Source organism: Streptomyces racemochromogenes (assembly GCF_039535215.1).
GTDB lineage: Bacteria > Actinomycetota > Actinomycetes > Streptomycetales > Streptomycetaceae > Streptomyces > Streptomyces racemochromogenes.
In genome coordinates, this window is record NZ_BAAAWT010000001.1 from 1,209,811 (window position 1) to 1,230,803 (window position 20,993).

The 20,993-nt window shown below is 72.9% G+C and carries 17 protein-coding genes and 1 pseudogene; 6 read left to right on the forward strand and 12 right to left on the reverse strand.

Annotated elements, in window-relative coordinates; all coding sequences use genetic code 11:
* Positions 1-106: 106 nt before the first annotated feature.
* Together ABD973_RS05665 and gcl are read right to left on the reverse strand one after the other, a co-directional pair.
* Positions 107-793, reverse strand: coding sequence for an alpha/beta fold hydrolase (locus ABD973_RS05665; RefSeq protein WP_125823024.1), 687 nt, complete (start codon positions 791-793; stop codon positions 107-109).
* Between the two features lie 205 nt (positions 794-998).
* Positions 999-2,786 carry a glyoxylate carboligase gene (gene gcl, locus ABD973_RS05670; RefSeq protein ID WP_125823023.1) on the reverse strand — a complete coding sequence of 596 codons (1,788 nt, stop codon included), beginning with the start codon at positions 2,784-2,786 and terminating at the stop codon, positions 999-1,001.
* Between the two features lie 772 nt (positions 2,787-3,558).
* Here gcl and ABD973_RS34725 point away from each other — a divergent pair.
* Positions 3,559-3,927, forward strand: a complete 369-nt coding sequence (locus tag ABD973_RS34725; RefSeq protein WP_386382362.1) for a hypothetical protein — start codon at positions 3,559-3,561, stop codon at positions 3,925-3,927.
* Between the two features lie 95 nt (positions 3,928-4,022).
* A complete protein-coding gene (locus ABD973_RS05680) occupies positions 4,023-4,511 on the forward strand; it encodes a glutathione peroxidase (RefSeq protein ID WP_125817995.1) in 489 nt (162 codons plus the stop codon).
* Between the two features lie 86 nt (positions 4,512-4,597).
* Here ABD973_RS05680 and ABD973_RS05685 read toward each other — a convergent pair whose 3' ends face one another.
* From ABD973_RS05685 to ABD973_RS05705, 5 genes and pseudogenes are all read right to left on the reverse strand, one after another.
* Complete coding sequence (locus ABD973_RS05685; protein ID WP_345498908.1) at positions 4,598-6,277, reverse strand: AMP-binding protein; 1,680 nt, start codon at positions 6,275-6,277, stop codon at positions 4,598-4,600.
* 45 nt (positions 6,278-6,322) lie between these two features.
* Positions 6,323-7,453 carry a winged helix DNA-binding domain-containing protein gene (locus ABD973_RS05690; protein WP_345498910.1) on the reverse strand — a complete coding sequence of 377 codons (1,131 nt, stop codon included), beginning with the start codon at positions 7,451-7,453 and terminating at the stop codon, positions 6,323-6,325.
* A 200-nt stretch (positions 7,454-7,653) separates the two neighbouring features.
* Positions 7,654-8,082 (reverse strand): annotated as a pseudogene (locus tag ABD973_RS05695) (flavoprotein); the annotation flags it as partial.
* 270 nt (positions 8,083-8,352) lie between these two features.
* Complete coding sequence (locus ABD973_RS05700; protein WP_345498912.1) at positions 8,353-8,898, reverse strand: NAD(P)-dependent oxidoreductase; 546 nt, start codon at positions 8,896-8,898, stop codon at positions 8,353-8,355.
* Between the two features lie 130 nt (positions 8,899-9,028).
* Positions 9,029-10,036 (reverse strand): helix-turn-helix domain-containing protein, encoded by a 1,008-nt coding sequence (locus ABD973_RS05705; RefSeq protein WP_345498914.1) that lies wholly within the window; start codon positions 10,034-10,036, stop codon positions 9,029-9,031.
* A 495-nt stretch (positions 10,037-10,531) separates the two neighbouring features.
* Here ABD973_RS05705 and ABD973_RS05710 point away from each other — a divergent pair, with 495 nt between their 5' ends.
* Both ABD973_RS05710 and ABD973_RS05715 read left to right on the forward strand, forming a co-directional pair.
* Positions 10,532-11,032, forward strand: a complete 501-nt coding sequence (locus tag ABD973_RS05710; RefSeq protein WP_241253421.1) for a hypothetical protein — start codon at positions 10,532-10,534, stop codon at positions 11,030-11,032.
* A gap of 77 nt (positions 11,033-11,109) precedes the next feature.
* Positions 11,110-11,988, forward strand: coding sequence for a sigma-70 family RNA polymerase sigma factor (locus ABD973_RS05715; protein ID WP_345498916.1), 879 nt, complete (start codon positions 11,110-11,112; stop codon positions 11,986-11,988).
* A 62-nt stretch (positions 11,989-12,050) separates the two neighbouring features.
* On the opposite strand, the gene ABD973_RS05720 is transcribed toward ABD973_RS05715, so the two are convergent.
* The 4 genes from ABD973_RS05720 to ABD973_RS05735 all read right to left on the reverse strand — a co-directional run bounded on the left by ABD973_RS05720 (position 12,051) and on the right by ABD973_RS05735 (position 16,635).
* Positions 12,051-12,452 (reverse strand): VOC family protein, encoded by a 402-nt coding sequence (locus ABD973_RS05720; protein ID WP_345498918.1) that lies wholly within the window; start codon positions 12,450-12,452, stop codon positions 12,051-12,053.
* Positions 12,453-12,605: 153 nt separating this feature from the next.
* The gene (locus ABD973_RS05725) at positions 12,606-13,805 is read right to left on the reverse strand and encodes an NAD(P)/FAD-dependent oxidoreductase (RefSeq protein ID WP_345498920.1); all 1,200 of its coding nucleotides are present in this window, start codon (positions 13,803-13,805) and stop codon (positions 12,606-12,608) included.
* On the reverse strand, positions 13,802-15,202 hold the full coding sequence (locus ABD973_RS05730; protein ID WP_345498922.1) for an FAD-dependent oxidoreductase: 1,401 nt from the start codon (positions 15,200-15,202) through the stop codon (positions 13,802-13,804). Before ABD973_RS05730 ends, ABD973_RS05725 begins: the two co-directional genes overlap by 4 nt.
* A complete protein-coding gene (locus ABD973_RS05735; RefSeq protein ID WP_125823012.1) occupies positions 15,199-16,635 on the reverse strand; it encodes an FGGY family carbohydrate kinase in 1,437 nt (478 codons plus the stop codon). The genes ABD973_RS05730 and ABD973_RS05735 overlap by 4 nt, the downstream gene beginning before the upstream one ends.
* Positions 16,636-17,046: 411 nt before the next feature.
* On the opposite strand from ABD973_RS05735, the gene ABD973_RS05740 reads away from it, so the two are divergent.
* Complete coding sequence (locus tag ABD973_RS05740; RefSeq protein WP_345498924.1) at positions 17,047-18,033, forward strand: hypothetical protein; 987 nt, start codon at positions 17,047-17,049, stop codon at positions 18,031-18,033.
* 187 nt (positions 18,034-18,220) lie between these two features.
* The gene (locus tag ABD973_RS05745; RefSeq protein ID WP_260614134.1) at positions 18,221-19,645 is read left to right on the forward strand and encodes an amino acid permease; all 1,425 of its coding nucleotides are present in this window, start codon (positions 18,221-18,223) and stop codon (positions 19,643-19,645) included.
* A gap of 41 nt (positions 19,646-19,686) precedes the next feature.
* Here ABD973_RS05745 and ABD973_RS05750 read toward each other — a convergent pair whose 3' ends face one another.
* On the reverse strand, positions 19,687-20,988 hold the full coding sequence (locus tag ABD973_RS05750; protein WP_345498926.1) for an NAD(P)/FAD-dependent oxidoreductase: 1,302 nt from the start codon (positions 20,986-20,988) through the stop codon (positions 19,687-19,689).
* Positions 20,989-20,993 lie beyond the last annotated feature (5 nt).

Genomic DNA, 20,993 nt, shown 5'->3' on the forward strand with positions numbered 1-20,993 from the left:
CTCCGCCCGGCGGTGCGAACGTCCTGTCGCGCCAGCCTCGCTCCGTCGGGCGGTAACAACCAGAGAGCCGAGTCACGGACGGTCCCGTGACTCGGCTCTTTGCCGTTCACCCCACCGAGCGGGCCGCCGTCCGGATCAGGTCCAGGACCGCCTCGGGCCGGGACAGCATGGGGGTGTGCGAGGACTCGACCTCGGCGACGGTGGCCCCCATCCGCTGTGCGCAGAACCGCTGGAGCTCCGGGTTGACCGCGTGGTCCCGCGTGGCGACGAGGAACCAGCTGGGCCGGGTCCGCCAGGCCGGCTCGTCGAGCCTGGAGCCCAGGACCTCCGCGCGCGGGGCGCCCTGCGTCGCCCACACCAGCTGCTGCTCCGCCTGGGGCAGGTCCCCGCAGAAGTGGGAGATGCCGTCACGGGCGATCCAGATGCGCCCGTCCTCGTTGTCCAGGTGGGAGAAGAGCGGCGGCGGGTCGAACTTCCCGATCAGCTCCTCGGGGGACTCGCCGGCGTCCGGACCCAGGGCGGCGACGTAGACGAGCCCCTTCACCCGCTCGTCCGTACCGGCGGCGGTGATGACGTACCCACCCCAGGAGTGCCCCACGAGGACGGCCGGCGCGCTGACGCGCCCCAGGGCACGGTGGACGGCGTCCACGTCCCCTTCCAGGGAGTCCAGGGTGTTCTGCGCGGAGACGACCTCGTGGCCCTCGCTCTGGAGGACCGGGATCAGCTTGCTGTAACAGGACCCGTCGGCCCACAGCCCGTGGGCGAAGACGATGCTCGGCTTGCTCGGCGACATGTACGTGCTCCTCCGGTAGGACGACCGCGCCCCGCACGGACTCCACAGCCCGCCGGCCACCCCCAGCAGTCCACACCAGTCCCCGCCGCCCCGCATCCCGACGGCCCCCTCACTCACGCCCACGGGCCCCGTACCCCCCAACGCCCCGCGGCCCCCGCCCCTCCGGGTGGAGGAACGGGGGCCGCGGGGTGCGTACGGGGTGTGATCAGACCTGGAGGGCCTTGATCGCGGTCGGGGCGTGGCCCGGCTCGGTCGCGAGCTCTTCGAACTCGGTGACGTCGCTCATGTCGACCGTCTTGCTCATCGCGATGTTGGTGACGCGCTCCAGGATGGCCTCGACGACGACCGGGACCTGGAACTCCTGCGCCAGCTTCTTGGCCTCCTCGAAGGCCTCGCCCAGCTTGTCCGGGTCGGTGACGCGGATGGCCTTGACGCCCAGGCCCTCGGCGACCTTGACGTGGTCGACGCCGTAGACGCCGATCTCCGGGGTGTTGATGTTCTCGAACTCGAGGTTGACCTCGAAGTTGATGCCGAGGCCGCCCTGCGCCTGGCGGATCAGGCCCAGGTAGGCGTTGTTCACGAGGACGTGGACGTAGGGGACCTTGTGCTGGGCGGCGACCGCCAGCTCCTCGATCATGAACTGGAAGTCGTAGTCGCCGGAGAGGGCGACGACCGGGACGTCCGGCTGCGCGGTGGCGGCGCCGATGGCGGCCGGGATGGTCCAGCCGAGGGGGCCGGCCTGGCCGCAGTTGACCCAGTGGCGCGGCTTGTAGACGTGCAGGAACTGCGCGGCCGCGATCTGGGAGAGGCCGATGGTGGTGACGTAGCGGGTCTCCGGGCCGAACGCCTTGTTCATCTCCTCGTAGACGCGCTGCGGCTTCATGGGGATGTTCTCGAAGTGCGTACGGCGCTGCAGGGTGGCCTTGCGCTCCTGCGCGGAGGCGGCCCAGGCGGAGAAGTCGGGGAGCTTGCCCTCGGCCTTCCACTCCTTGGCGACCTCGATGAAGAGCTCCAGGGCGACCTTGGCGTCGGAGGCGATGCCGAAGTCGGGGGCGAAGATCTTGCCCAGCTGGGTGGGCTCGATGTCGACGTGGACGAACTTGCGGCCCTTGGTGTAGGCGTCCAGGTTGTAACCGGTGTGACGGTTGGCCCAGCGGTTGCCGATGCCGATGACCGTGTCCGACTCCAGGAACGTGGCGTTGCCGTAGCGGTGCGCGGTCTGGACGCCGACCATGCCGGCGGCCAGCTCGTGGTCGTCCGGGATGGTGCCCCAGCCCATGAGGGTGGAGATGACCGGGATGCCCGTCAGCTCGGCGAACTCGACCAGCAGGTCGGAGGCGTCGGCGTTGATGATGCCGCCGCCGGCGACGATCAGCGGGCGCTCGGCCTCCAGCAGGAAGCCCAGGGCCTTCTCGGCCTGGGCGCGGCTGGCCTGCGGCTTGTAGACCGGCAGCGGGGTGTAGGTCTCGGGGTCGAACTCGATCTCGGTCAGCTGGACGTCGATCGGCAGGTCGATCAGGACCGGACCCGGACGGCCGGAGCGCATCAGGTGGAAGGCCTGCTGGAAGACGCCGGGGACCTGCGCCGCCTCCAGGACCGTGGTGGCGGCCTTGGTGACGGGCTTGGCGATGGTGGCGATGTCGACGGCCTGGAAGTCCTCCTTGTGGAGCTTCGAGACCGGAGCCTGACCGGTGATGCAGAGGATCGGGATCGAGTCCGCGATGGCGGAGTACAGGCCGGTGATCATGTCGGTGCCGGCCGGGCCCGAGGTACCGATGCAGACGCCGATGTTGCCCGCCTGGGCACGGGTGTAGCCCTCGGCCATGTGCGAGGCGCCCTCGACGTGGCGGGCCAGCGTGTGCGCGATGCCGCCCACGTTCTTGAGCTCGCGGTAGAACGGGTTGATCGCAGCACCGGGCACGCCGAACGCTTGTTCGACACCCTCGAGCTTGAGGATCTCAACTGCGGCAGCGGCGGCTGTCATACGAGGCATCAGGTTCTCCTGCGGGTCTGGCGGTCAGACTTTTTCCGTCATCCGGAATTTTTGTTCTGCTATACGGAACAAGCTAAGGCGCGACTTCGCGCACGTCAAGGCGCCGAGGCACCCCCGAACCCACCAAAAGCCGCATTGCGTTCGGTGAGTTGTACAAATGACCGGGCCCGGAGCCGGATCGGCGTGAATCGGCCGGTCCTCGTCCCGCCGGGGTTGCCGGTGGTGGAGCATGGAGCCACGCACAGCGACGGAGGGGGTCCAGGTCTCATGGCGGAAGCGGTACCGGTGCGCTGTCCTTCGTGCCGGCGCGAGAACGGTTACAGCGTCCCGGTCTATCCCTGCGCCTGCGGGAGCCCGGTCGCACCGCCCCTGGACCTGGCCGCCCCGGCCGTCCCCCTCACGCACCGCAACTGGTCGGAGGCCTGGGTGACCGTGCGCTGCGCGGCCTGCGGGCGGGAGAGCGAGTGGCCGCACCCGGAGGTCGGCTGCGGCTCCTGCGGGACGGTCGTACGGGTGCCCGTGCATCCGGTGGAGCGGCCGCCGGCCGGCCGGGGAGGCCGGGGAGGCCGGGGCGTCTGCCGGGGACACCGGCGCGTCGGGCGGGGGCGCGGCAGCGGGCGCGCGGGACGGCGTACGGCGGGACGCGGGGCGGGCGGAGCCCGGCGACGGTGCGGGTGGCCCGGGCGACCCGGAGGGTGCGGGCGGCGCCGGGCCCCGGACGGGCGCCCCCGCCACCGGGCAGCCCGCGGTGTCGCGGCCGGCGTTCCGGCCCGTGACCATCCGTACCGCGCGGGACGCGGTGGTCACCGCCGCGTTGTACCTGCGCTGGCTCGGCTTCCAGGACGTGCGCCAGCCCGACCAGGTCCCGATCCCGTCGGCGGTGGTGGACCTGCGGGCGCCCGGGGTGGTGGCGCAGGTGGACCCGACCACGGCGCCGGCCGGGCTGCGGGCGGTGGAATGCGTGTGGCTGAACGGCCTGACGGCCTCCGCCACCAGCGTCTACTTCTCCCTGGCCGGGTACACCGAGGAGGCTCGGAGCCGGGCGGACGACCTGGGGATACCGCTGTTCGTGATGGACCTGACGGGCATGCCGCAGCCGGTCAACGACCCGGCGGACCGGCTGGTGGGAATGGGGGCCTAGGCTCTGGGGCTGTTGATGTCCGTATCGACGTTCGACGTCTCGGACGCCATCTCGAACACCGTCCCGACGCCCCTTCCCCCGCCGAGGAGAGCCCGATGAGCCTGTACGACATCCCGCTGACGACCCTGGACGACGAGCCCACCAGCCTGGCGGCCCACCGGGGCAAGGCCATCCTCCTGGTGAACACCGCCTCCCAGTGCGGGCTCACCCCCCAGTACTCGGGACTGGCCCGGCTGCAGTTCAAGTACGAGGAGAAGGGCTTCACCGTCATCGGTGTGCCCTGCAACCAGTTCGGCGGGCAGGAGCCGGGCACCGCGGAGGACATCCAGACCTTCTGCGCGGCCGGCTTCGGCGTGACCTTCCCGATGCTGGAGAAGTCCGAGGTGAACGGCGAGAACCGGCACCCCCTCTACCAGGAGCTGGTGAAGACCCCGGACGCCGAGGGTGAGGCGGGGGACATCCAGTGGAACTTCGAGAAGTTCCTGATCTCCCCCGCCGGCGAGGTCGTCGCGCGCTTCCGCCCGCGCACCGAGCCCGAGGCCCCCGAGGTCATCGCCGCGATCGAGGCGCAGCTGCCGGGCTGAGGCCCCTGGGCCGCGCAGGCCGCAGGCCCGTGGGCCTCGGGCGCGTGGGCCTCGGGCCGGTACGCCCGTAGGCCCGTACGCCGTACCTAGCCCAGGTCGGCCTCGTCGTACTCGCGCGTCGAGCCGGCCGCGGTGAGCTCCCGCAGCTCGACCCGGCGGATCTTGCCGGAGACGGTCTTGGGAAGCTCGGCGAACTCGATGCGCCGGATCCGCTTGTAGGGGGAGAGGACCGCCCGGGAGTGCTCGAAGAGCGCCCGGGCGGTCTCCTCGCCGGGCTCCCAGCCGGCGGCGAGGGTGACGTACGCCTTCGGCACCGCCAGGCGGAGCTCGTCGGGGGCGGGGACGACGGCCGCCTCGGCCACGGCCTCGTGCTCCAGGAGGGCGCTCTCCAGCTCGAACGGGCTGATCTTGTAGTCGGAGGCCTTGAAGACGTCGTCGGCGCGGCCCACGTAGGTGAGGTAGCCGTCGGCGTCGCGGGAGGCGATGTCGCCGGTCCGGTAGAGGCCGTCGGCCATGGCCTCGGCGGTGCGCCCGGGGTCGTCGCGGTAGCCGGTCATCACCCCGGCGGGGGCATGGCGCAGGTCCACGCACAGCTCTCCCTCGACGGGGGACTCCTTGCCGGTGACGGCGTCCAGCAGGACGATCTCGTACCCGGGCGCGGGGCGGCCCATGGACCCGGGCTTCACCTCGGCGCCGGGGAAGTTCCCGACCTGGAGGGTGGTCTCGGTCTGGCCGAAGCCGTCGCGGATGGTGATGCCCCAGGCGTCCCGGACCCGTTCGATCACCTCGGGGTTCAGCGGCTCGCCGGCGGCGACGGCCTCGCGCGGGGGCTTGTGCAGCTTGGTGAGGTCGGACTGGATCAGCATCCGCCAGACGGTGGGCGGGGCGCAGAAGGTGGTGACGCCGCCGCGGTCCATCTCGGCCATGAGGCGCTCGGCGTCGAAGCGGGTGTAGTTGTGGACGAAGACGGTCGCGCCCGCGTTCCAGGGGGCGAAGATGTTGGACCAGGCGTGCTTGGCCCAGCCGGGCGAGGCGATGTTGAGGTGGACGTCGCCGGGGCGCAGCCCGAGCCAGTACATGGTGGACAGGTGTCCGATCGGGTACGAGGCGTGCGTGTGCTCGACCAGCTTGGGGCTGGCGGTGGTGCCCGAGGTGAAGTAGAGCATCAGGGGGTCGGTGGCGAGGGTGACGCCGTCCGGGGTGAAGTCGCAGTCGGTGGCGTACATGTCCTCCAGCCGCCGCCACCCGGTGGGGACCTCGGTCCCGGCGGCGACGCGGGTGTAGGTGCCGGGGACCTCGTCGAACTTGTGGGTGTCCTCGGCGCGGGCGATGACGTGGCGTACCCGGCCGCGGTCGACCCGGTCGCGCAGGTCGGCGGGGCCGAGCAGCGGGGTGGCGGGGATGACGACGGCGCGCAGCTTCATCGCGCCGAGCATCACCTCCCACAGCTCTCTCTGGTTGCCGAGCATGACGAGGATCCGGTCGCCGGCGGCGACGCCCTGGGCGCGGAGCCAGTTGGCGGCGGAGTCCGACCGGTTCGCCATCTCCCCGAAGGAGACGGACCGGCTGGTGCCGTCCTCCTCGACGATGCGCAGGGCGTCGGCGCCGTTGCCGGTCGCGATGTGGTCGAACCAGTCGAGGGCCCAGTTGAAGCGCTCGGGGCGGGGCCAGGTGAAGCCGGCGTGGGCGGCGTCGTACTTCCCGCGGTGTTCGAGCAGGAAGTCCCGCGCGGCCTGGAAGCTTTCGGTGGCGCTGTTCTCCGTCATGAGAGGCATCGTGCCGCGCCGGGAGGGACCTCCACCAGGGCGGCGTCAGCCGTGGATTGACCCGAAGCGGACGGGCCCGGGCGCGCCGCCCATCGCGGCGAGCAGGGCTTCGCCCTCGGCGACGATCTCTTCCTTCTCCTGCTTCTCCTCCTTCCCCGGCCGTGTCCGCGTACCGAAGAGCTCGACGGTCAGGCGCGGCCGTCCGCCGGCGTCGTCGATGCGCCAGAGGCCGGCGAGGAACCCGTCGACGAGGAGGGTGCAGTGGGCCTGGTTCCCGGTCCAGCTGCGGCCCTTGGCCTGCGGGGGGATCACGCGGGAGCGGTCGGCGTGGGAGAGCAGCAGGTTGTCGAACTCGGGGAGGAAGCGGGGCGGCGCCGGGGTGCCGGCGTCGGGGCGGGGCGCGTCGGGCAGGTCGAAGAGCTCGATGCCGTTCTCGTCGCGGAAGGCGGCCAGCCGCGGGCGCAGCCGCTCGAAGGCCTCGCGCAGCCGGGTGAGCCCGGCCCAGGTCTGCATGTCCTTGACGGAGGCGGGCCCGAAGGCACCCAGGTAGCGCAGCACGACGTCGTCGACGCCGTCCGCCGCGCGCTCCTGCGGGGTCTCCCCCACCCAGGCCTCCACCGTCGTCAGCCGCACCTGCCCGCTGCGGCCCCACACCCCGCGCGGGGTGACCTGCACGAGCGGGAGCAGGCAGCGGGCGGCGACGGCCAGCGCCTGCGGGTCGGCGGAGGGCCACTCCAGCAGCAGCTCCTCGCGGATCTCCCCCATGGTGCGCGGCTCGGCCTCGACGAAGGCCCGGGCGCGCCGGGCGAGCCGTTCCAGGTCCACGCCGACGAGCCCCTTGCGGAAGTAGCCGACCTCCCGGTCGCGGGCCCCCTGCACGAGCGGCCGCAGTCCCAGCGCGTCCCGGACGGTGTGGGTGTGGATGGTGGACCGCATGGTCACCATCCGGACGACCTTCCGCTCCTCCATCAGCCGGGCCAACGCCTCCGGCCGGAACCCGGCGAGCCGGGCGTGGAGCTGGAAGTAAGGGGGTTTCACGTTCTGCGCCTGGAGTCCGAGCAGGTGCGCGACGGCGTCCTCGGGGGACATCTCGGCGCGGCTCAGCAGCAGCTGGCGGGCGAGCGTGGCACGGTTCAGCGCGCGGGTGTCGAGCACGGGATTCGTCCTGGAAGCCATACCGGCAACCTATCCCCGATAGCGGACACCCTCTGTCCGCAACGACCCGACCGGCAATTCTGCCGAACCACCCAACCGCCGCCCCTCCCGCGGTCGGTCCGCGTCAACGCTCCAGGACGACGTCGAGGTGCTCTTGCACCCGCTCGAACAGGTGCTACGGGATGTATCCGGAGATCTCGGCGAGGGCCGCCCAAGCGCGTTCACTGCGGCTCGGCCCCGGTCCGGAGGAGCGGGGTGAGCAGATCGACCGCTTCCTCCCACGGGAAGCGGTCGGCCCCGCCGCCGGACTTCGGGCGGTGGGGCTCGTAGCTGCCGATCAGCACGCCCATCTCGCGGAGCTCGTCGATACTGCGCCGGTAGGCCCGGTGGGCGGCGAGCGCGGTGTTCACATAGGGCAGCAGGACCGTGGGGATGCCCATGCCGGGGGCTTCGCAGAGGATGCCGAGCGCGAGGTTGTCGGCGAAGCCGGCGGCCCACTTGTTGACCGTGTTGAACGTGGCCGGCGCGACCGCGATGGCATCGGCCCGCGGGTAGGTCCGCGCCTCGCCGGGCGAGCGCCAGGCGGACCGGACCGGGTACCCGGTCCGCCCCTCGATCGCCCGAGCGTCGAGGAACTCGAGACCCTGTGGTCGGCGGGGCGGCGTACGTCCTGGGCGGCGCAGGTCTCGGCGATCCGCCGGGCCCGGTAGACGTCGACGAGGTGGCCCCTGCTGTGCGTAGGGGCGGGCGGGTTACACGCACAGTGCGGTTCGGCTGTCGGGTACCGGGTTGTGGCGCAGCGCGACCGGGTGACCGGAACCTCACAGGACCACCCCGTTCAACCACATCTTCCGCTTCCTCTTTGCCCTCTGGGCAGCAGATGAGCCGCGACCACGCCACTGTCTTGAAGGGGCCGCCACTCAGCGAGCAGGCTGTTCCCGCAAGTGGGCCAAGACCTCCGCGACCGACAGGTCGTAGTGGTCCTTGTCTCCTTCCCAGCGGGCCATGACCGCGACCGCCGCATCGGCCATATCCGCAGGCAACCCGGCGGCGCGGAGCGTTTCGGCGATGTCCTCCATCTCCGGAGCCCAGCGCCAGGCGCGTGCGGCCACGCTGGGCAGGTATCCAGGGGCCGAGAGGATGTTGGACGCCATCACCTGTGCCTCGGCCGTGAGCTCGTCCCCGACGCCATGAGCATGGGCCAGCGCGTGGGCCACGCCGGCGAGGGTTCGGGCGGCCTTCTGGTAACTGGCGAACGCCATCTTCAGCGCGGAGGCTGAGCCGATGCCGCCGCTCGCGCGGCGGACGTGCAATGCGGTGTCCTTGAACACGGGCTGCACCGTGTCCACGGCCTGGGCTTCGCCCGCGAGGTAGAAACGAGCAGCCCGCCGGCCACCGGGCGGCGGGCCGAAGACCGCACCGTCGAGGACCATGGCGCCCGGATTCAGGAGGGTCAAGGTCGTCACTGATTGCCTCCTGGCGGGAGCTGAGCGGGCATGCGTTCCTTATGGGCAATGATCACCTCACGCAGGCCGATCGTGGCAGGTGATCCGGCTGCGCGTTCACGAGCAGGGCATGGCGTTTGTGCGGAGCGCGCTACCGCCCGGCAAGGCCCTGGGAAGAGTCCGACGCCGGCTGGTATCGGTCGAGGTTGGCGCGGACTCGGTTGAGGTAGGGCTGAATGCTTCGGAGTTCGGCGCCCTGAAGTTGTACTCGCCAGGTGGAGATTCGGTAGCCGGCGGCGAGGTTGAGGGCCCGGTCACCTGGGATGCTTTCGAGTTCGGGGGCTATCGCACACAGCATCCTGCCCACGGCGGGGATGGAGTCCTCGGGGCTGAAGGGCGGCTTGGGGATGGCCTTCTGCTTGGCGGGCGGCAGGTAGTAGCGAAGGACTCGGGGTGTCCAGCGGGCGATGCCGTACTCGTCCTTGGCCGGGTCGCTCAGCAGGGGGTCGAATTCGCTCTCCGCCTCGAGTATGGCGGCCACCAGGGCGGGCGTGACCTGCGGGACGTCGCACATGGTCCCGGCCTCGACGATCAGGTGCCGATACTGCCGGGGAATGCCCGCGTCGGTTCGCAACCACCGTCCGTCATCACGCAGTCGGACCTCCACCATGGCGGCAGGCATGTCGGGCAGCCGGTCCGCTGCCTGGGCGCCCTTCGATGGCACGGAGTCGCCGGAGGCGAACACGCCGAGCATCACGACAGCCGTCGCCAAGGCCGCGGCAGGGCCGGCGAGCTTGCGCAGCACCCGCCACCGCGACTTCGACTGCTGCGGAGAATCGCGTGTCTCGACCTGGGCGTTGGGCGTCGACGGCGAGGAGACCGAAGGTGGGCTGGTGGAGAGGACGTGCGTGTGGATGCGGCGCTGTTCCCATTCCTCCGGGTCGCCGCCGCAGGCGTTGACGAAGGCCGCCAGCACGGCGGCGCTGGGCAGGCGTTGACCGGCAGCCGCGGACGCCAGCGTGGAGGCCGAGAAGTGGGTCCGGGCGGCGAGTTGGCGGTAGGACGGGCTACCCGCCCGCCGCCTGAGGTCGCGCAAGTCGTGGGCGAATCGGACAACAGGCCCCTGCTCGGGGTCCAGCGGCTGCTCTTGGCGTCCCACCTCTCGTTCCTTTCTCTCCTTGGAGCGTCCGGAAAGCCGTTGTCCGGCGATTGTCCGGTGTCTGTCCGACGAGGCCGACGGGCCGGGACACGCGGCGCGATGCCGGTTTGAATGTGCGCGGCGCACGGCTGGCGACGGTGAGGGGCCCGGGCGTCCGTACGCCGCGAGGCCTTGCGCCCCGGGAGCGCAAAAACCGACCCCGGCCACCACCGGTACGGGGCGGAGCCCTGACGTGAAGGAAGACCTCGGTTGCGACATGCATGAGCACATCCAACCGGCGCGTGTTCGATCCGGATCCGGTTTCGAGCCGATCGAACCTGTGCGGTACTTCACAGTCGCCGTACCTGCCCGCGTCGTCCGCGACCGGCGGCCAAGCCGCCCCTTGTCGCAACTCGATATCCATCCCAGTGAGATTCAGAGGTTCTTTCCGTGTCGAATCCGAATTCGTCTTATCCGAACTCCTCAGCGGGCGCGGAATGGAGGCCGAAGCGTGGTATGCGGTGGCAGCGCTACAAGGTGACGCGCCCGGCCTCCTCGCAGGACCTGGCGGGACTGTGGGGGGCGATCGTCGCCGTGGTGGCGCTCGCTCTGTTCCTTGGCTGGGCGCTCGACATGAAGGGCGGAGCGGTGATCGTCTTCGCGATCCCACTCATCTCGTCCTGGTTCGACTCCCGGCGGCTCCTGTTCTACTTCAACACCGCCCTGGTGCGGATCGGCAATGTGATACTGCCGTGGAGCGATGTCACTCAGTTCGTCGTGGTGATCCCCCCGGACGGTGAACGCGCCCTGATCGGGGTCCGGTTGCGGCCGGGCATGACGCTGCCCGCCGGAGCGACCGTACCGCCGCCGAACCCGGCCATGCCGGCACCGCTGTACGTATCCGCGCAACGGCACAAGGTCGATGTGGCCAAGATGGTCGACAAGGCACGCAAGTACGGCCCGCCGCACATCCAGATCGTGGTCGCCGAGCCGTCTGGCGAACGCGTCGTCTCCTGAAAGCCCGTCATCGGTTACCTGCGCCCGTCCGGGTCCGTCATCACCCATGACGGAGCGGATCCGAGGAAGGTGGCACCATGTCCGACACCGGCCCCACGGCCTCGATGGTCGAGGCGTTCGAGTCTCAGCGTGACCGGCTGCGCGCGGTCGCCCACCGCATGCTCGGGTCACAGGCCGACGCCGAGGACGTGGTCCAGGAGGCGTGGCTGCGCCTCTCCCGCCAGGACACGGCGAGCATCTACAACCTCGGCGGCTGGCTGACCACCGTGGTGGGACGGATCAGCCTTGATGTCCTGCGATCGCGGCAGGCCCGTCCCGAGGCGTCCTACGACGACCGGCTGCCCGAGCTCGTGGTGACGCTCGACGATGCCGCCGCGCCGGAGGAGGACGCGGTGCTCGCCGACTCGGTCGGGCTCGCGCTCCTCGTCGTCCTCGAGTCGCTCCGGCCCGACGAGCGGCTGGCGTTCGTGCTGCACGATCTCTTCGCCGTGCCGTTCGACGAGATCGGCCAGATCCTCGGCAAGTCCACCGCCGCCGCCAAGATGCTGGCCAGCCGCGCCCGCAGGAAGGTGCGGGCGACCGAGCGTCCGGCCGGCGGCGGGCGGGGGCAGAGAGAGGTGGTCCAGGCCTTCTTGGCGGCGGCCCGCGGCGGCGAGTTCGAGGCGTTGCTGCGGCTGCTCGACCCCGAGGTGAGGCTGACCGTCGACACCCCCGACGGCGTGGTCGTCGTCCTCGGCGCCACCAAGGTCGCCGCCGGCGCGCGGCTGGCCGCCGGTGCGGCCGCGTTGGGGCGGGCTGCGCTCGTCAACGGTCTGCCCGGGGTCGTTTCCTGGCGGGAGGACGGCTCCCCGCTCTCGGTCCTCGCCTTCACCGTCGTCGACGGGCGGATCACGGACATCACGGCTGTGACCGACCCGGCCAAGCTCGCTCTGACGGACCTGCCGGACCCGCAGTGAGCGGGGCGAGGCGCGGTCCGGCGGCGCAGCGCCGCGCCGGACCGCGCCGGTGGTCAGGGGCGTCAGCCGTTGCCGCGGGGTGCGCGGGCGCGCTCACGGAGGGAGACGCGGTTGCCGTCCGGGTCCGCCGTCTCGATGCGGACGCCGAAGCCGTAGTCCTCCGGCTCCGGCTCGTCGAAGATCACCCCGCGGTCCCGGAACACCCTGAAGTCCGCGCGCAGGTCGTCCGACTCCAGGATGACGGGTCCGGGCGCGGCGCCCGGCGCCGTCGGCCGGCCCGCGGCGGCGGGGTCCTCCCACAGGAGGAGCTCGACGGGGGTGCCGGGAAGGCCGACGGTGAGAAAGCGCCCACCGGGGTTGGGGTAGTCGATGCGCTTCTCCAGGCCGAGTTGCTCGGTGTAGAACCGCAGGGCGCGGTCCTGGTCGGTGACGTAGAGCGTCACGTACATGATGTCGGTGAGCATCGTGGGGTCCTTCCGTCCGCGGTCTGTGTCACCTCACTGACGGACCCCGGCGGACGAAGGTAACGGGCGGGCGGACCGGTGCGAGCGGTGACCGCGGTCCTCTGCACCCCCGGCTTGGACGGCACCGCTACGGCATGGGCTTCGAAGCCCCGTTCACGAGACCGACAGGATCACCGGGCCGCCCTCCCCGTCGATCCGTCGTGTCCAGCCCGGCGGGAGGTGGAGGGAGCGGGACGGGGGGACGTGGGTGGGGAAGCGGTGGTGCCAGAGGGGGCGGCCGTCCTGGTGGGCCTGGAGGAGGGGGGTCGGGAGGGGGGTCGTGGCGCGGAGGAGGAGGGGGCGGGTGGCCGGGGTGGGGAGGTGGTTCGGGGTGATCCAGGTGAGGGGGGACTCGGGGAGCAGGCGGGGGCCGGGGGTGGGCCAGGGGGTGCCGGTGAGGTGGGCGAGGACGGCCGGGGCCGCGGCGGTGCCCTCGGCCGCCGCGGTGGCGGCGGGTTCGGCGCCGTGGAGGGCGTTGCCGATGGCGAAGACGCCCGGGGTGGTGGTGCGGAAGGCGGGGTCCACGCACGGGCCCCGGGTGCCCGGGTCCAGGGTGATGCCGCCGCGGCGGGCCAGTTCGTGGTCGGGGATCCAGTCGCCGGTGAAGACCACCGTGTCGCAGGCGATGACCCCCGCCCGGCCGTCCTGGTGGCGTACGGCGACGCCCGTGAGGCGGCCCCGGCCGTGGAGGGCGGTCACGGTGGTGCGGGTGAGGAGGGGGACTCCGGGGAGGGCGGTGCCGCGCGGGTGTTCCGTGAGCATCGCCACGGCCTGCGTTCCCGCGCGGCGGAGGGCGCGTGCCGCGTGGCGGGACACCGGTTCGGCTCCGACCAGTACGGCCCGGCGGCCCGCCGGTTGGGCGTACGCGTGGAGCGACCGCTGGAGTTCGCCGGTGGTGAGGACGCCCGCCGGGCGGGTTCCCGGGACGAGGCGGGCGCTGCGGGGGCGTTCCCGGGCGCCGGTGGCGAGGACGACGGCCCGGGCGGTGATCCGTTCCAGCCCGGCGGGGCTCGTGGTCTCCAGGGTCAGCGGTCCCGCCCAGCCGGTGGCGGTAACGCCGGTGCGCAGGGCCACTCCGGCGTCCAGGGCGGCCGTGACCGCGCGGCGTGCGTACTCCGGGCCGTGCAGCCAGGGCCGCGGGGGGCTGCCGAAGCCGCCGTGGTGGCAGTGGCGGGGTACGCCGCCGGGCTGCTGGTCGCGTTCCAGGACCTCGACCCGGCCGGCGCCCGCGCGGGCGGCCCGGGCGGCGAGGGCCAGCCCGGCCGGGCCCGCCCCGATGACGAGTACGTCCACCCGTCGGTCGGTGGTGTTCACGGGCGGGCCTTCGACTCGAGCAGGGCGCGGACCTCGGCCCCGCAGTGGAAGCCCTGGCAGCGGCCGGCCCGGGCGCGGGTGCGGCGGCGCAGGCCGTCGAGCGAGCCGGGCGGGACGGTGGAGGCGAGCGCGTCGCGGATCTCCCCGCGGGTCACGCGCTCGCAGTGGCAGACGATCCGGCCGTACTCGGGGTCCGAGGCGATCAGTTCGGCGTCGCGGTAGGGGCGGGGGAACGCCTCGCCCAGGTTCGGCATGCGGAGCGGTTCGAGGTCCTCGGCACCGGAGGTCGGCAGGCCGCCCTCCGCGAGGAGGTCCACGACGTGGGCGGCGATGGCCATCGAGGCCGTCAGGCCGGTCGAGCGGATGCCGCCCACGGTGACGTACCGCTGGGCGGGGTGGGCGCGGATCGCGTAGTCCTCGGAGCCGGTGGCGGCCCGCAGTCCCGCGTACACGGCGGTGACCTCCTCGTCGAGGAGGGCGGGCAGGATCCGCCGGCCCTTCTCCCGCAGCAGGGCGAGGCCTTCGGCGGTCGATCCGGTGGCCGTCTTGTCGTCGAGGTCCTCGGCGGTGGGGCCCAGCATGACCTTGCCGTGCACGGTCGGCGCCACCAGGACCCCCTTGCCGAGTGCGCCCGGCACCGGCAGCAGGATGTGGCGTACGAGGTCCCGTGCGAGCGCGTCGAAGACGACGAGCTGGCCGCGCCGGGGCGTGACGGTGAAGTCGTCGTGGCCGAGCAGCCGGTCGATCTCGTCGGCGTACAGGCCGGCCGCGTTGACCAGGTGCCGGGTGCGCAGTGGCCCGCGGCCGGTGGCCAGCAGGTGCGGGTCGCCGGAAGTGACGGCGTCGACGCGGCAGTTGAGGTGGAGGTCGACGCCCGCGCGGACGGCCTGGGTGGCGTACGCGAGGGTGGTCGTCCAGGGGCAGATGACGGACTCGCCGGGTACGTCGAGGGCGCCGAGGACTCCGGGGCCGAGGTGCGGCTCGCGGGACCGGACCTCCTCGGCGGTGACGATGCGGGCGTCGTGGTAGCCGTTGCGCCCGGCCTTGGCGGCGAGCGAGGGGAGCGCGGCGTGCTGTTCGCCGTCCCAGGCGACGAGGAGCGCCCCGAGCGGCTCGACGGGGATGCCGTTCTCGGCGGCGTACGCGGCCAGGCGCCGGCTGCCGTCGCGGACGAGCCGGGACTCCAGGGAGCCGGGGACGGCGTCGAAGCCGGTGTGCAGGATGGCGGTGTTGGCTTTGGAGGTGCCGTCGCCGACGTCGTCGGAGGCGTCGAGCAGGGCGATCCGCAGCGGGAGCCGGGCCAGTTCGCGGGCGATGGCCGAGCCGACGACGCCGGCGCCGATGACGGTGACGTCGTACGCGCCGCCGGGCAGGGCGCCGCGGGTGGTGACGCTCACGCGGGGCCGTCGAGCAGGGCGGCGACCGCCGTGCGGAAGCGGGCCCGGCGTTCGGCGGCTTCGTCGGCGCCGGCCCTGGGTTCGTAGACGGCGGCCGGCTTCCACTGCGGGACGGCGTCGCGGACGGTGAGGGCGGGGTCGAGGCCGAGGCGGGCGACCGCGCCGACGCCGAGGGCGGTGGCGTCGGGCAGGGCCGACACCTCCACCGGTATCCGGAGCAGGTCGGCCTGGGCCTGCATGAGCAGGGCGGAGCGGGTGAGGCCGCCGTCGACGCGCAGGGTGGTGAGCGGGGTGCCGAGGTCGGCGGCCGCCGCGTCGGCGAGTTCGGCGACCTGGGCGGCGATGCCGTCGCACAGGGCGTGCACCAGGTGTCCCGCGGTGGTGCCGAGGCCGAGGCCGGTGACGGAGCCGCGCAGGTCGCCCCGCCACCAGGGGGCGGCGAGTCCGGCGAGGGCGGGGACGAAGGTGACGCCGCCGGAGTCCGGGACGCCGGCGCCGACGGTGTCGAGGTCCCCGGCGCCGGAGATCACGCCGAGGTCGGTGAGCCAGCGCACGGCGGAGGCGGCCGTGTACACCTGGCCGTCGAGGCAGTAGCTGGTGCGGCCGCCGATCCGCCAGGCCACGCAGCCGACGAGTCCGGTGGTGCTGCGGCGCGGCCGGGACCCGGTCTGGGCGAGCAGGAACGCCCCTGTGCCGTAGGTGCACTTGGCGGTGCCGGGGGCGGTGACGCTCTGGGCGAGGAGGGCGGCCTGCTGGTCGACGAGCAGCCCGGTCAGCGGCAGTTCGGGGCCGAAGGCGGTGGTGGTGCCGACGCGGGTGTCCGCGTCGACGACCTCGGGCAGCGCCTCGCCGTCGAGGCCGAAGGCTCCGAGGGCTTCCGGCGACCAGCCGAGGGTGTCGAGGTCGAGCAGCTGGGTGCGGCCGGCGGTCGCGGCGTCGGTGACGAACGCGCCGGTGAGGCGGTGCACCAGCCAGGCGTCGCTGGTGGTGACCACGCCGCGCCGCGTCAGGTGGCGGCGTATCCAGGCCATCTTGGGCGCGGCGAAGTAGGGGTCGAGCGGCAGTCCGGTGCGCTCGCGCAGCATCTCGGCGTGCGGGGCCAGTTCGGTGCACAGGCCGGCGGCGCGCCGGTCCTGCCAGACGATCGCGTCGGTCAGCGGCTCGCCGTCGGCGGGGTCCCAGGCGAGTACGGTCTCGCCCTGGTTGGCCAGGCCCACGGCCGCCACGGGCTCGCCGGCGGCGGCCAGCGCGGCCCGTCCGGCGTCGACGACGGAGTCCAGCAGTTCGGCCGGGTCCACCTCCACGCGGCCGTCCGGCAGGTGGCGGGGGCGTACGGGGGCGGAGGCCGAGCCGATGATCCCGCGGTCGGGGCACAGGACGAGGGCCTTGGTCCCCGAGGTGCCTTGGTCCACTGCGAGCACCGGGCCCGTCATCACCACTCCGCTCCGTCCGCATGCCGGCAGGTCCGCCGGTCGGAAGCCTCCACCAGCGCAGGACGCCCGTCAAGATCCTTCCGCTCCTCCCCCGTCCCGGCTGACGGACAATCACCTCTGCGGAGTGGCTTGAAACTTGCCATCGAAAAAGTTTCCGGGTGAGATCCGCCGCACCCGCTCTATAGTGATCGCCGATCAACGGGCGGTAACGGGGCCGCCCGTGGCTCAACTGCGGGGGTCCGCCGAACAGTCAGCTCATGGTTCACGCATCCCTGGGGCTGGCCCGACTCCGCCGGTGCGGCGATCGGACGCCAGACGGACCGACCCGTCCCTCCATGCGATCCGAGGACCGATGACCACGATGACCGCAGTACGCGCCGGCTCCGGCCGCACCTCGCCCGGGACCGGGTGATGGCGGGCGGCGATTTCCGGCCCGTCTACCACCCCGCCGGCCTCGACAACGACCTGCGCGCCGCCGTACAGGACCTGCGCACCGGCCGCTGGCTGTCGATGGCGCGGCTGCTGGAGCGCACGGACGGCTGGGGCCTGTGGACCCAGCGCACCCAGGTGCTCGCCGCCGTCGCGGCCGGCTCCGACGTGGTCCAGGCCTGGCGGAGCGAGCAGCCCACCAGCATGGCGGCGACCGTCATGCACACCCGGGTCGCGGTGGAACGCGCCGTCCGCGCCCACCGCGCGGGACATCCCCGTACGCACGAGCTGTGGCAGGAGGCCTGGCAGTCCTGCCGGACCACCGCCCGCCTGAGCCCCGCCGATCCCGTGCCGTGGGTCTGCCTGCTCGCCCTGGCCCTCCTCGACGAGGACCGCCGGATGGACGAGCACCGGCTGCCGCCGCCCGGCCCGATGCTGCCCCCCGGGCCGTGGGGCATCCTGGCGCAGGCCGACGAGCGGGACCCGCACAACCGTGAGGCCTACCACCGGATGCTCCAGTTCGTGTACGCGGGCGCGCCCGGGCCGCGTCCGCGTACCGAGGCCGCCAATTTCGCCCGCTGGGCGGTCGCCACGGCCCCGCCCGGGTCGGCGGTGCACCTCCTGCCGCTCTACGTGCACGTCGAGCGCTACCGCCGCGAAGGCGGGCAGGAACGCGCCCTCGACCTGCACTGGGTCGCGGAGGACGCCATCCGCGACGCCGTCCACGCCCTGGACGCCTGGTTCCCCTACGCCGACCCGGCGCTCGCCTCCCCGCTCGACCTGAACCACCTCGCGCACGCCCTGTGGGGAGCGCACCGGTTCGAGTCGGCGGTCCGGGTCTTCGACGCGATGGGCGGGTACTGGACCACTCTGCCCTGGGCCCTTCGGACCCGCGACCCCGCCGACGCGGCGCTCGCGGAGGAGGTGTTCCTGCGCGCCAGGTCCCGCAGCCTGGCCGGCGGGAACTGACGCCCCTCGCCCCAGGCACCCCCCACCCCCGCTCCGTCTCCCCCCGTCCCCCGCTCCAACCCCCCTCGGAGGTATCCCCGTGTCGCGCACCACGCCGGCAGCCCGCCCGGACCACAAGGCCCCGCCCCACCAGGACGAGGAGGAGCGGCTCAGAGAACTGGGCTACCAGCCCGTACTCGCCCGCCGGATGGGCGGCTTCGGCAACTTCGCCATCAGCTTCTCGGTCATATCCGTGCTGTCCGGCTGCATGACCCTGTACGGCTTCGGCCTCGGTACCGGCGGCCCGTCCGTGATGCTGTGGGGCTGGGCCGGCGTCGGCCTCTTCGTCCTGTGCGTGGGGCTGGCCCTGGCCGAGGTGACCAGCGCCTACCCGACCTCCGGCGCGCTCTACTACATGGCCGACCGGCTCGGCGGACGCCGCTGGGGCTGGTACACGGGCTGGCTCAACCTGCTCGGCCTGCTCGGCGCCATCGCCGGAATCGACTACGGCGCCGCCCTGTTCACCGGCGCCTTCCTGAACCTCCAGTTCGGCTTCGTGCCCACCCCCGGCTCGACGTTCCTGATCTTCCTGGCCATCCTGCTGCTGCACGCCGTGCTCAACCTGTTCGGCGTCCGGCTCGTCAGCGTGCTCAACTCCATCAGCGTCTGGTGGCACCTGGCCGGCGTAGCCGTGATCGTCGGCGCTCTGGCCTTCGTACCCGACCGCCACCAGTCGGTCTCCTTCGTCTTCACCGAGTTCGTCAACGACACCGGCTGGGCCAACCCGCTCTACGTCGCGGCGATCGGCCTGCTGCTCGCGCAGTACACCTTCTCCGGCTACGACGCCTCGGCGCACCTGTCGGAGGAGACCTCCAACGCCTCCGTCTCCGCGGCCAAGGGGATCGTCCGGGCCATCTGGGCCTCCTGGATCGCCGGGTTCGCGCTGCTCGCCGGGCTCACCTTCGCCATCCAGGACTACGCGGCCGTCCAGGACAGCGCCACCGGAGTGCCGCCCGCGCAGATCTTCCTCGACGCCCTCGGCTCCGGCGGCGCCACCGCCCTGCTGCTCGTCGTGATCGTCGCGCAGATCTTCTGCGGCAACGCCGAGGTCGCCGCGGCGAGCCGGATGGTCTTCGCCTTCAGCCGGGACAACGCCCTGCCCGGCTCCGCCCTGTGGCGCAAGGTGAGCGGCCGCACCCAGACCCCCGTCCCGGCCGTCTGGCTCTCGGTCGCGGCCGCCGGCGTGCTCGCGCTGCCCTCGCTGTGGTCCGCCACCGCCTACGGGGCCGTGACCGCCATCAACGTCATCGGCATCACCCCGGCCTACGCCATCCCGATCTACCTGCGGCTGCGGGCCGGGGACCGGTTCCAGCCCGGGCCGTGGAGCCTCGGCCGCTGGGGCAAGCCGGTCGGCTGGGTCGCCGTCGGGTGGGTGGCCCTGGTCACCGTCCTGTTCTGCCTGCCGCAGAAGTCCCCGGTGACGATCGACTCGATGAACTACGCCGTGATCGCCCTGGCGGTCGTCCTGGTCCTCGCCAGCGTGTGGTGGTACGCCGCCCGGCGCTCGTACGGGACCCCGGCCGCCTACGGCACCGCCCGCGAGCAGGCGGACATCGCGGAGGGCATCGTCTGACCCCCGGGTCCCGCGGAGCGGCGGGCGGCGCCGGGAGTGCCTCAGCGGCGCCCGCCGCCCGGGGCGGCGGCGCCGGGGACCGCGGCGCCCGGGGCGGGCGTCCCGCGGTAGCGGGCGTTGACGACCGCGGCCCTGGCCAGCGCCGCGGGGTTCATGAAGCGCGCCGGACCCATCAGGCGGGACCCGAAGTGGTGCATGTGGCGCGCCATGGCCTCGTCGCGGGCCGCCGCCGCGAACATCAGCCGCTCCAGGGGGTTGAACGGGCGGGCCTTGGCGTAGTCGACGGCCAGCGCCTGGTGGCCGCGCAGCCGGCGCCGGTGCGTACGGGCGTACGCCGCGAGCGAGCGGTCGAGGTCGCCCCGGCCCGCGGCGGCCGCGGCGACCGCCCCGGCCAGCCAGCTCCCGGACTCCAGCGCCCAGCCGCACCCCACGCCCCACAGGGGGTCGCCGGTCAGGGCGGCGTCGCCGATCAGCGCGAGGCCCGGCGCGGTCGGCTCGCGGGTGAGGAGCGGGTAGTCGACGGTCCCGATGATCTTGCCGATCCGCTCGGCGGAGTCGAGGTCCGGCGCCTCGGGCAGGCCCCGGACGAAGGAGCGGAAGCTGCCCTCCAGGTCGTCGCGGAAGGCCGGCAGCCGCTTCTTGTCCGGGAGCACCGCGACGACCGTCACCCCGTCGTCGTTGGGGAACGCGTACGCCATGTCGGGCTCCAGGAACCAGGCGCGGCCCAGCCCCCCTTCCAGCGTCAGGCCGCGGAAGTACGCGATGTACCCGAACCGCGCGTTCTCGTGGCTCCGGGTGGGCACCCCGGCGAGCTTGGCCACGGCCGAGTCCTTGCCGTCGGCGCCGACCACGAGCCGGGCCCGGATCTCCCGCTCGCCCCGCGGCGTCCTCGCCCGCACGCCCACGGTCCGCCCGGCTTCGGTGACCAGCCCGGTCACCTGGTGGCCCAGGAGCAGGTCGACGCCGGGGGTCTCCCCCGCCCGGGCCCTGATCAGCGGGTCGAGGGTGCTGCGCCGGACGTTGTACCCGTACGGCAGCGCGGGCCCGGCGGGGGCGGAGCGCGGATGGATCCATCCCCAACGGGTGTACCAGCGGGCCTCGTTGCGGACGGCCCCGGCCTTCTCGAGAGCGGGGAGGAGCCCGAGTTCGTCCAGTACCGGGGCGGCGTTGGCGGTCATGGAGTGGGTGCACAGCACCTTGTACGCCTCGGGGTCCGAGCGTCGTTCCAGCAGTGCGACGCGGACACCGCGCCGCGCGAGCAGGATCGCGGCGGTGCATCCGGCGAGGCTGGCTCCGCTGATGACGACGTCGTGGCCGTCTGCCGCGCTCTCGGGCTCGGTCATGCGCT

What these genes read in the sequence shown, in the direction of transcription:
- ABD973_RS05740 (WP_345498924.1), top strand. Translation starts at nt 17,047, where the DNA reads ATGGCGGGCGGCGATTTCCGGCCCGTCTACCACCCCGCCGGCCTCGAC.
- ABD973_RS05720 (WP_345498918.1), bottom strand. Translation starts at nt 12,452, where the DNA reads ATGCTCACCGACATCATGTACGTGACGCTCTACGTCACCGACCAGGAC.
- ABD973_RS05735 (WP_125823012.1), bottom strand. Translation starts at nt 16,635, where the DNA reads ATGACGGGCCCGGTGCTCGCAGTGGACCAAGGCACCTCGGGGACCAAG.
- ABD973_RS05745 (WP_260614134.1), top strand. Translation starts at nt 18,221, where the DNA reads ATGGGCGGCTTCGGCAACTTCGCCATCAGCTTCTCGGTCATATCCGTG.
- gcl (WP_125823023.1), bottom strand. Translation starts at nt 2,786, where the DNA reads ATGCCTCGTATGACAGCCGCCGCTGCCGCAGTTGAGATCCTCAAGCTC.
- ABD973_RS05680 (WP_125817995.1), top strand. Translation starts at nt 4,023, where the DNA reads ATGAGCCTGTACGACATCCCGCTGACGACCCTGGACGACGAGCCCACC.
- ABD973_RS05750 (WP_345498926.1), bottom strand. Translation starts at nt 20,988, where the DNA reads ATGACCGAGCCCGAGAGCGCGGCAGACGGCCACGACGTCGTCATCAGC.
- ABD973_RS05715 (WP_345498916.1), top strand. Translation starts at nt 11,110, where the DNA reads ATGTCCGACACCGGCCCCACGGCCTCGATGGTCGAGGCGTTCGAGTCT.
- ABD973_RS05710 (WP_241253421.1), top strand. Translation starts at nt 10,532, where the DNA reads ATGCGGTGGCAGCGCTACAAGGTGACGCGCCCGGCCTCCTCGCAGGAC.
- ABD973_RS05665 (WP_125823024.1), bottom strand. Translation starts at nt 793, where the DNA reads ATGTCGCCGAGCAAGCCGAGCATCGTCTTCGCCCACGGGCTGTGGGCC.
- ABD973_RS05690 (WP_345498910.1), bottom strand. Translation starts at nt 7,453, where the DNA reads ATGGCTTCCAGGACGAATCCCGTGCTCGACACCCGCGCGCTGAACCGT.
- ABD973_RS05685 (WP_345498908.1), bottom strand. Translation starts at nt 6,277, where the DNA reads ATGACGGAGAACAGCGCCACCGAAAGCTTCCAGGCCGCGCGGGACTTC.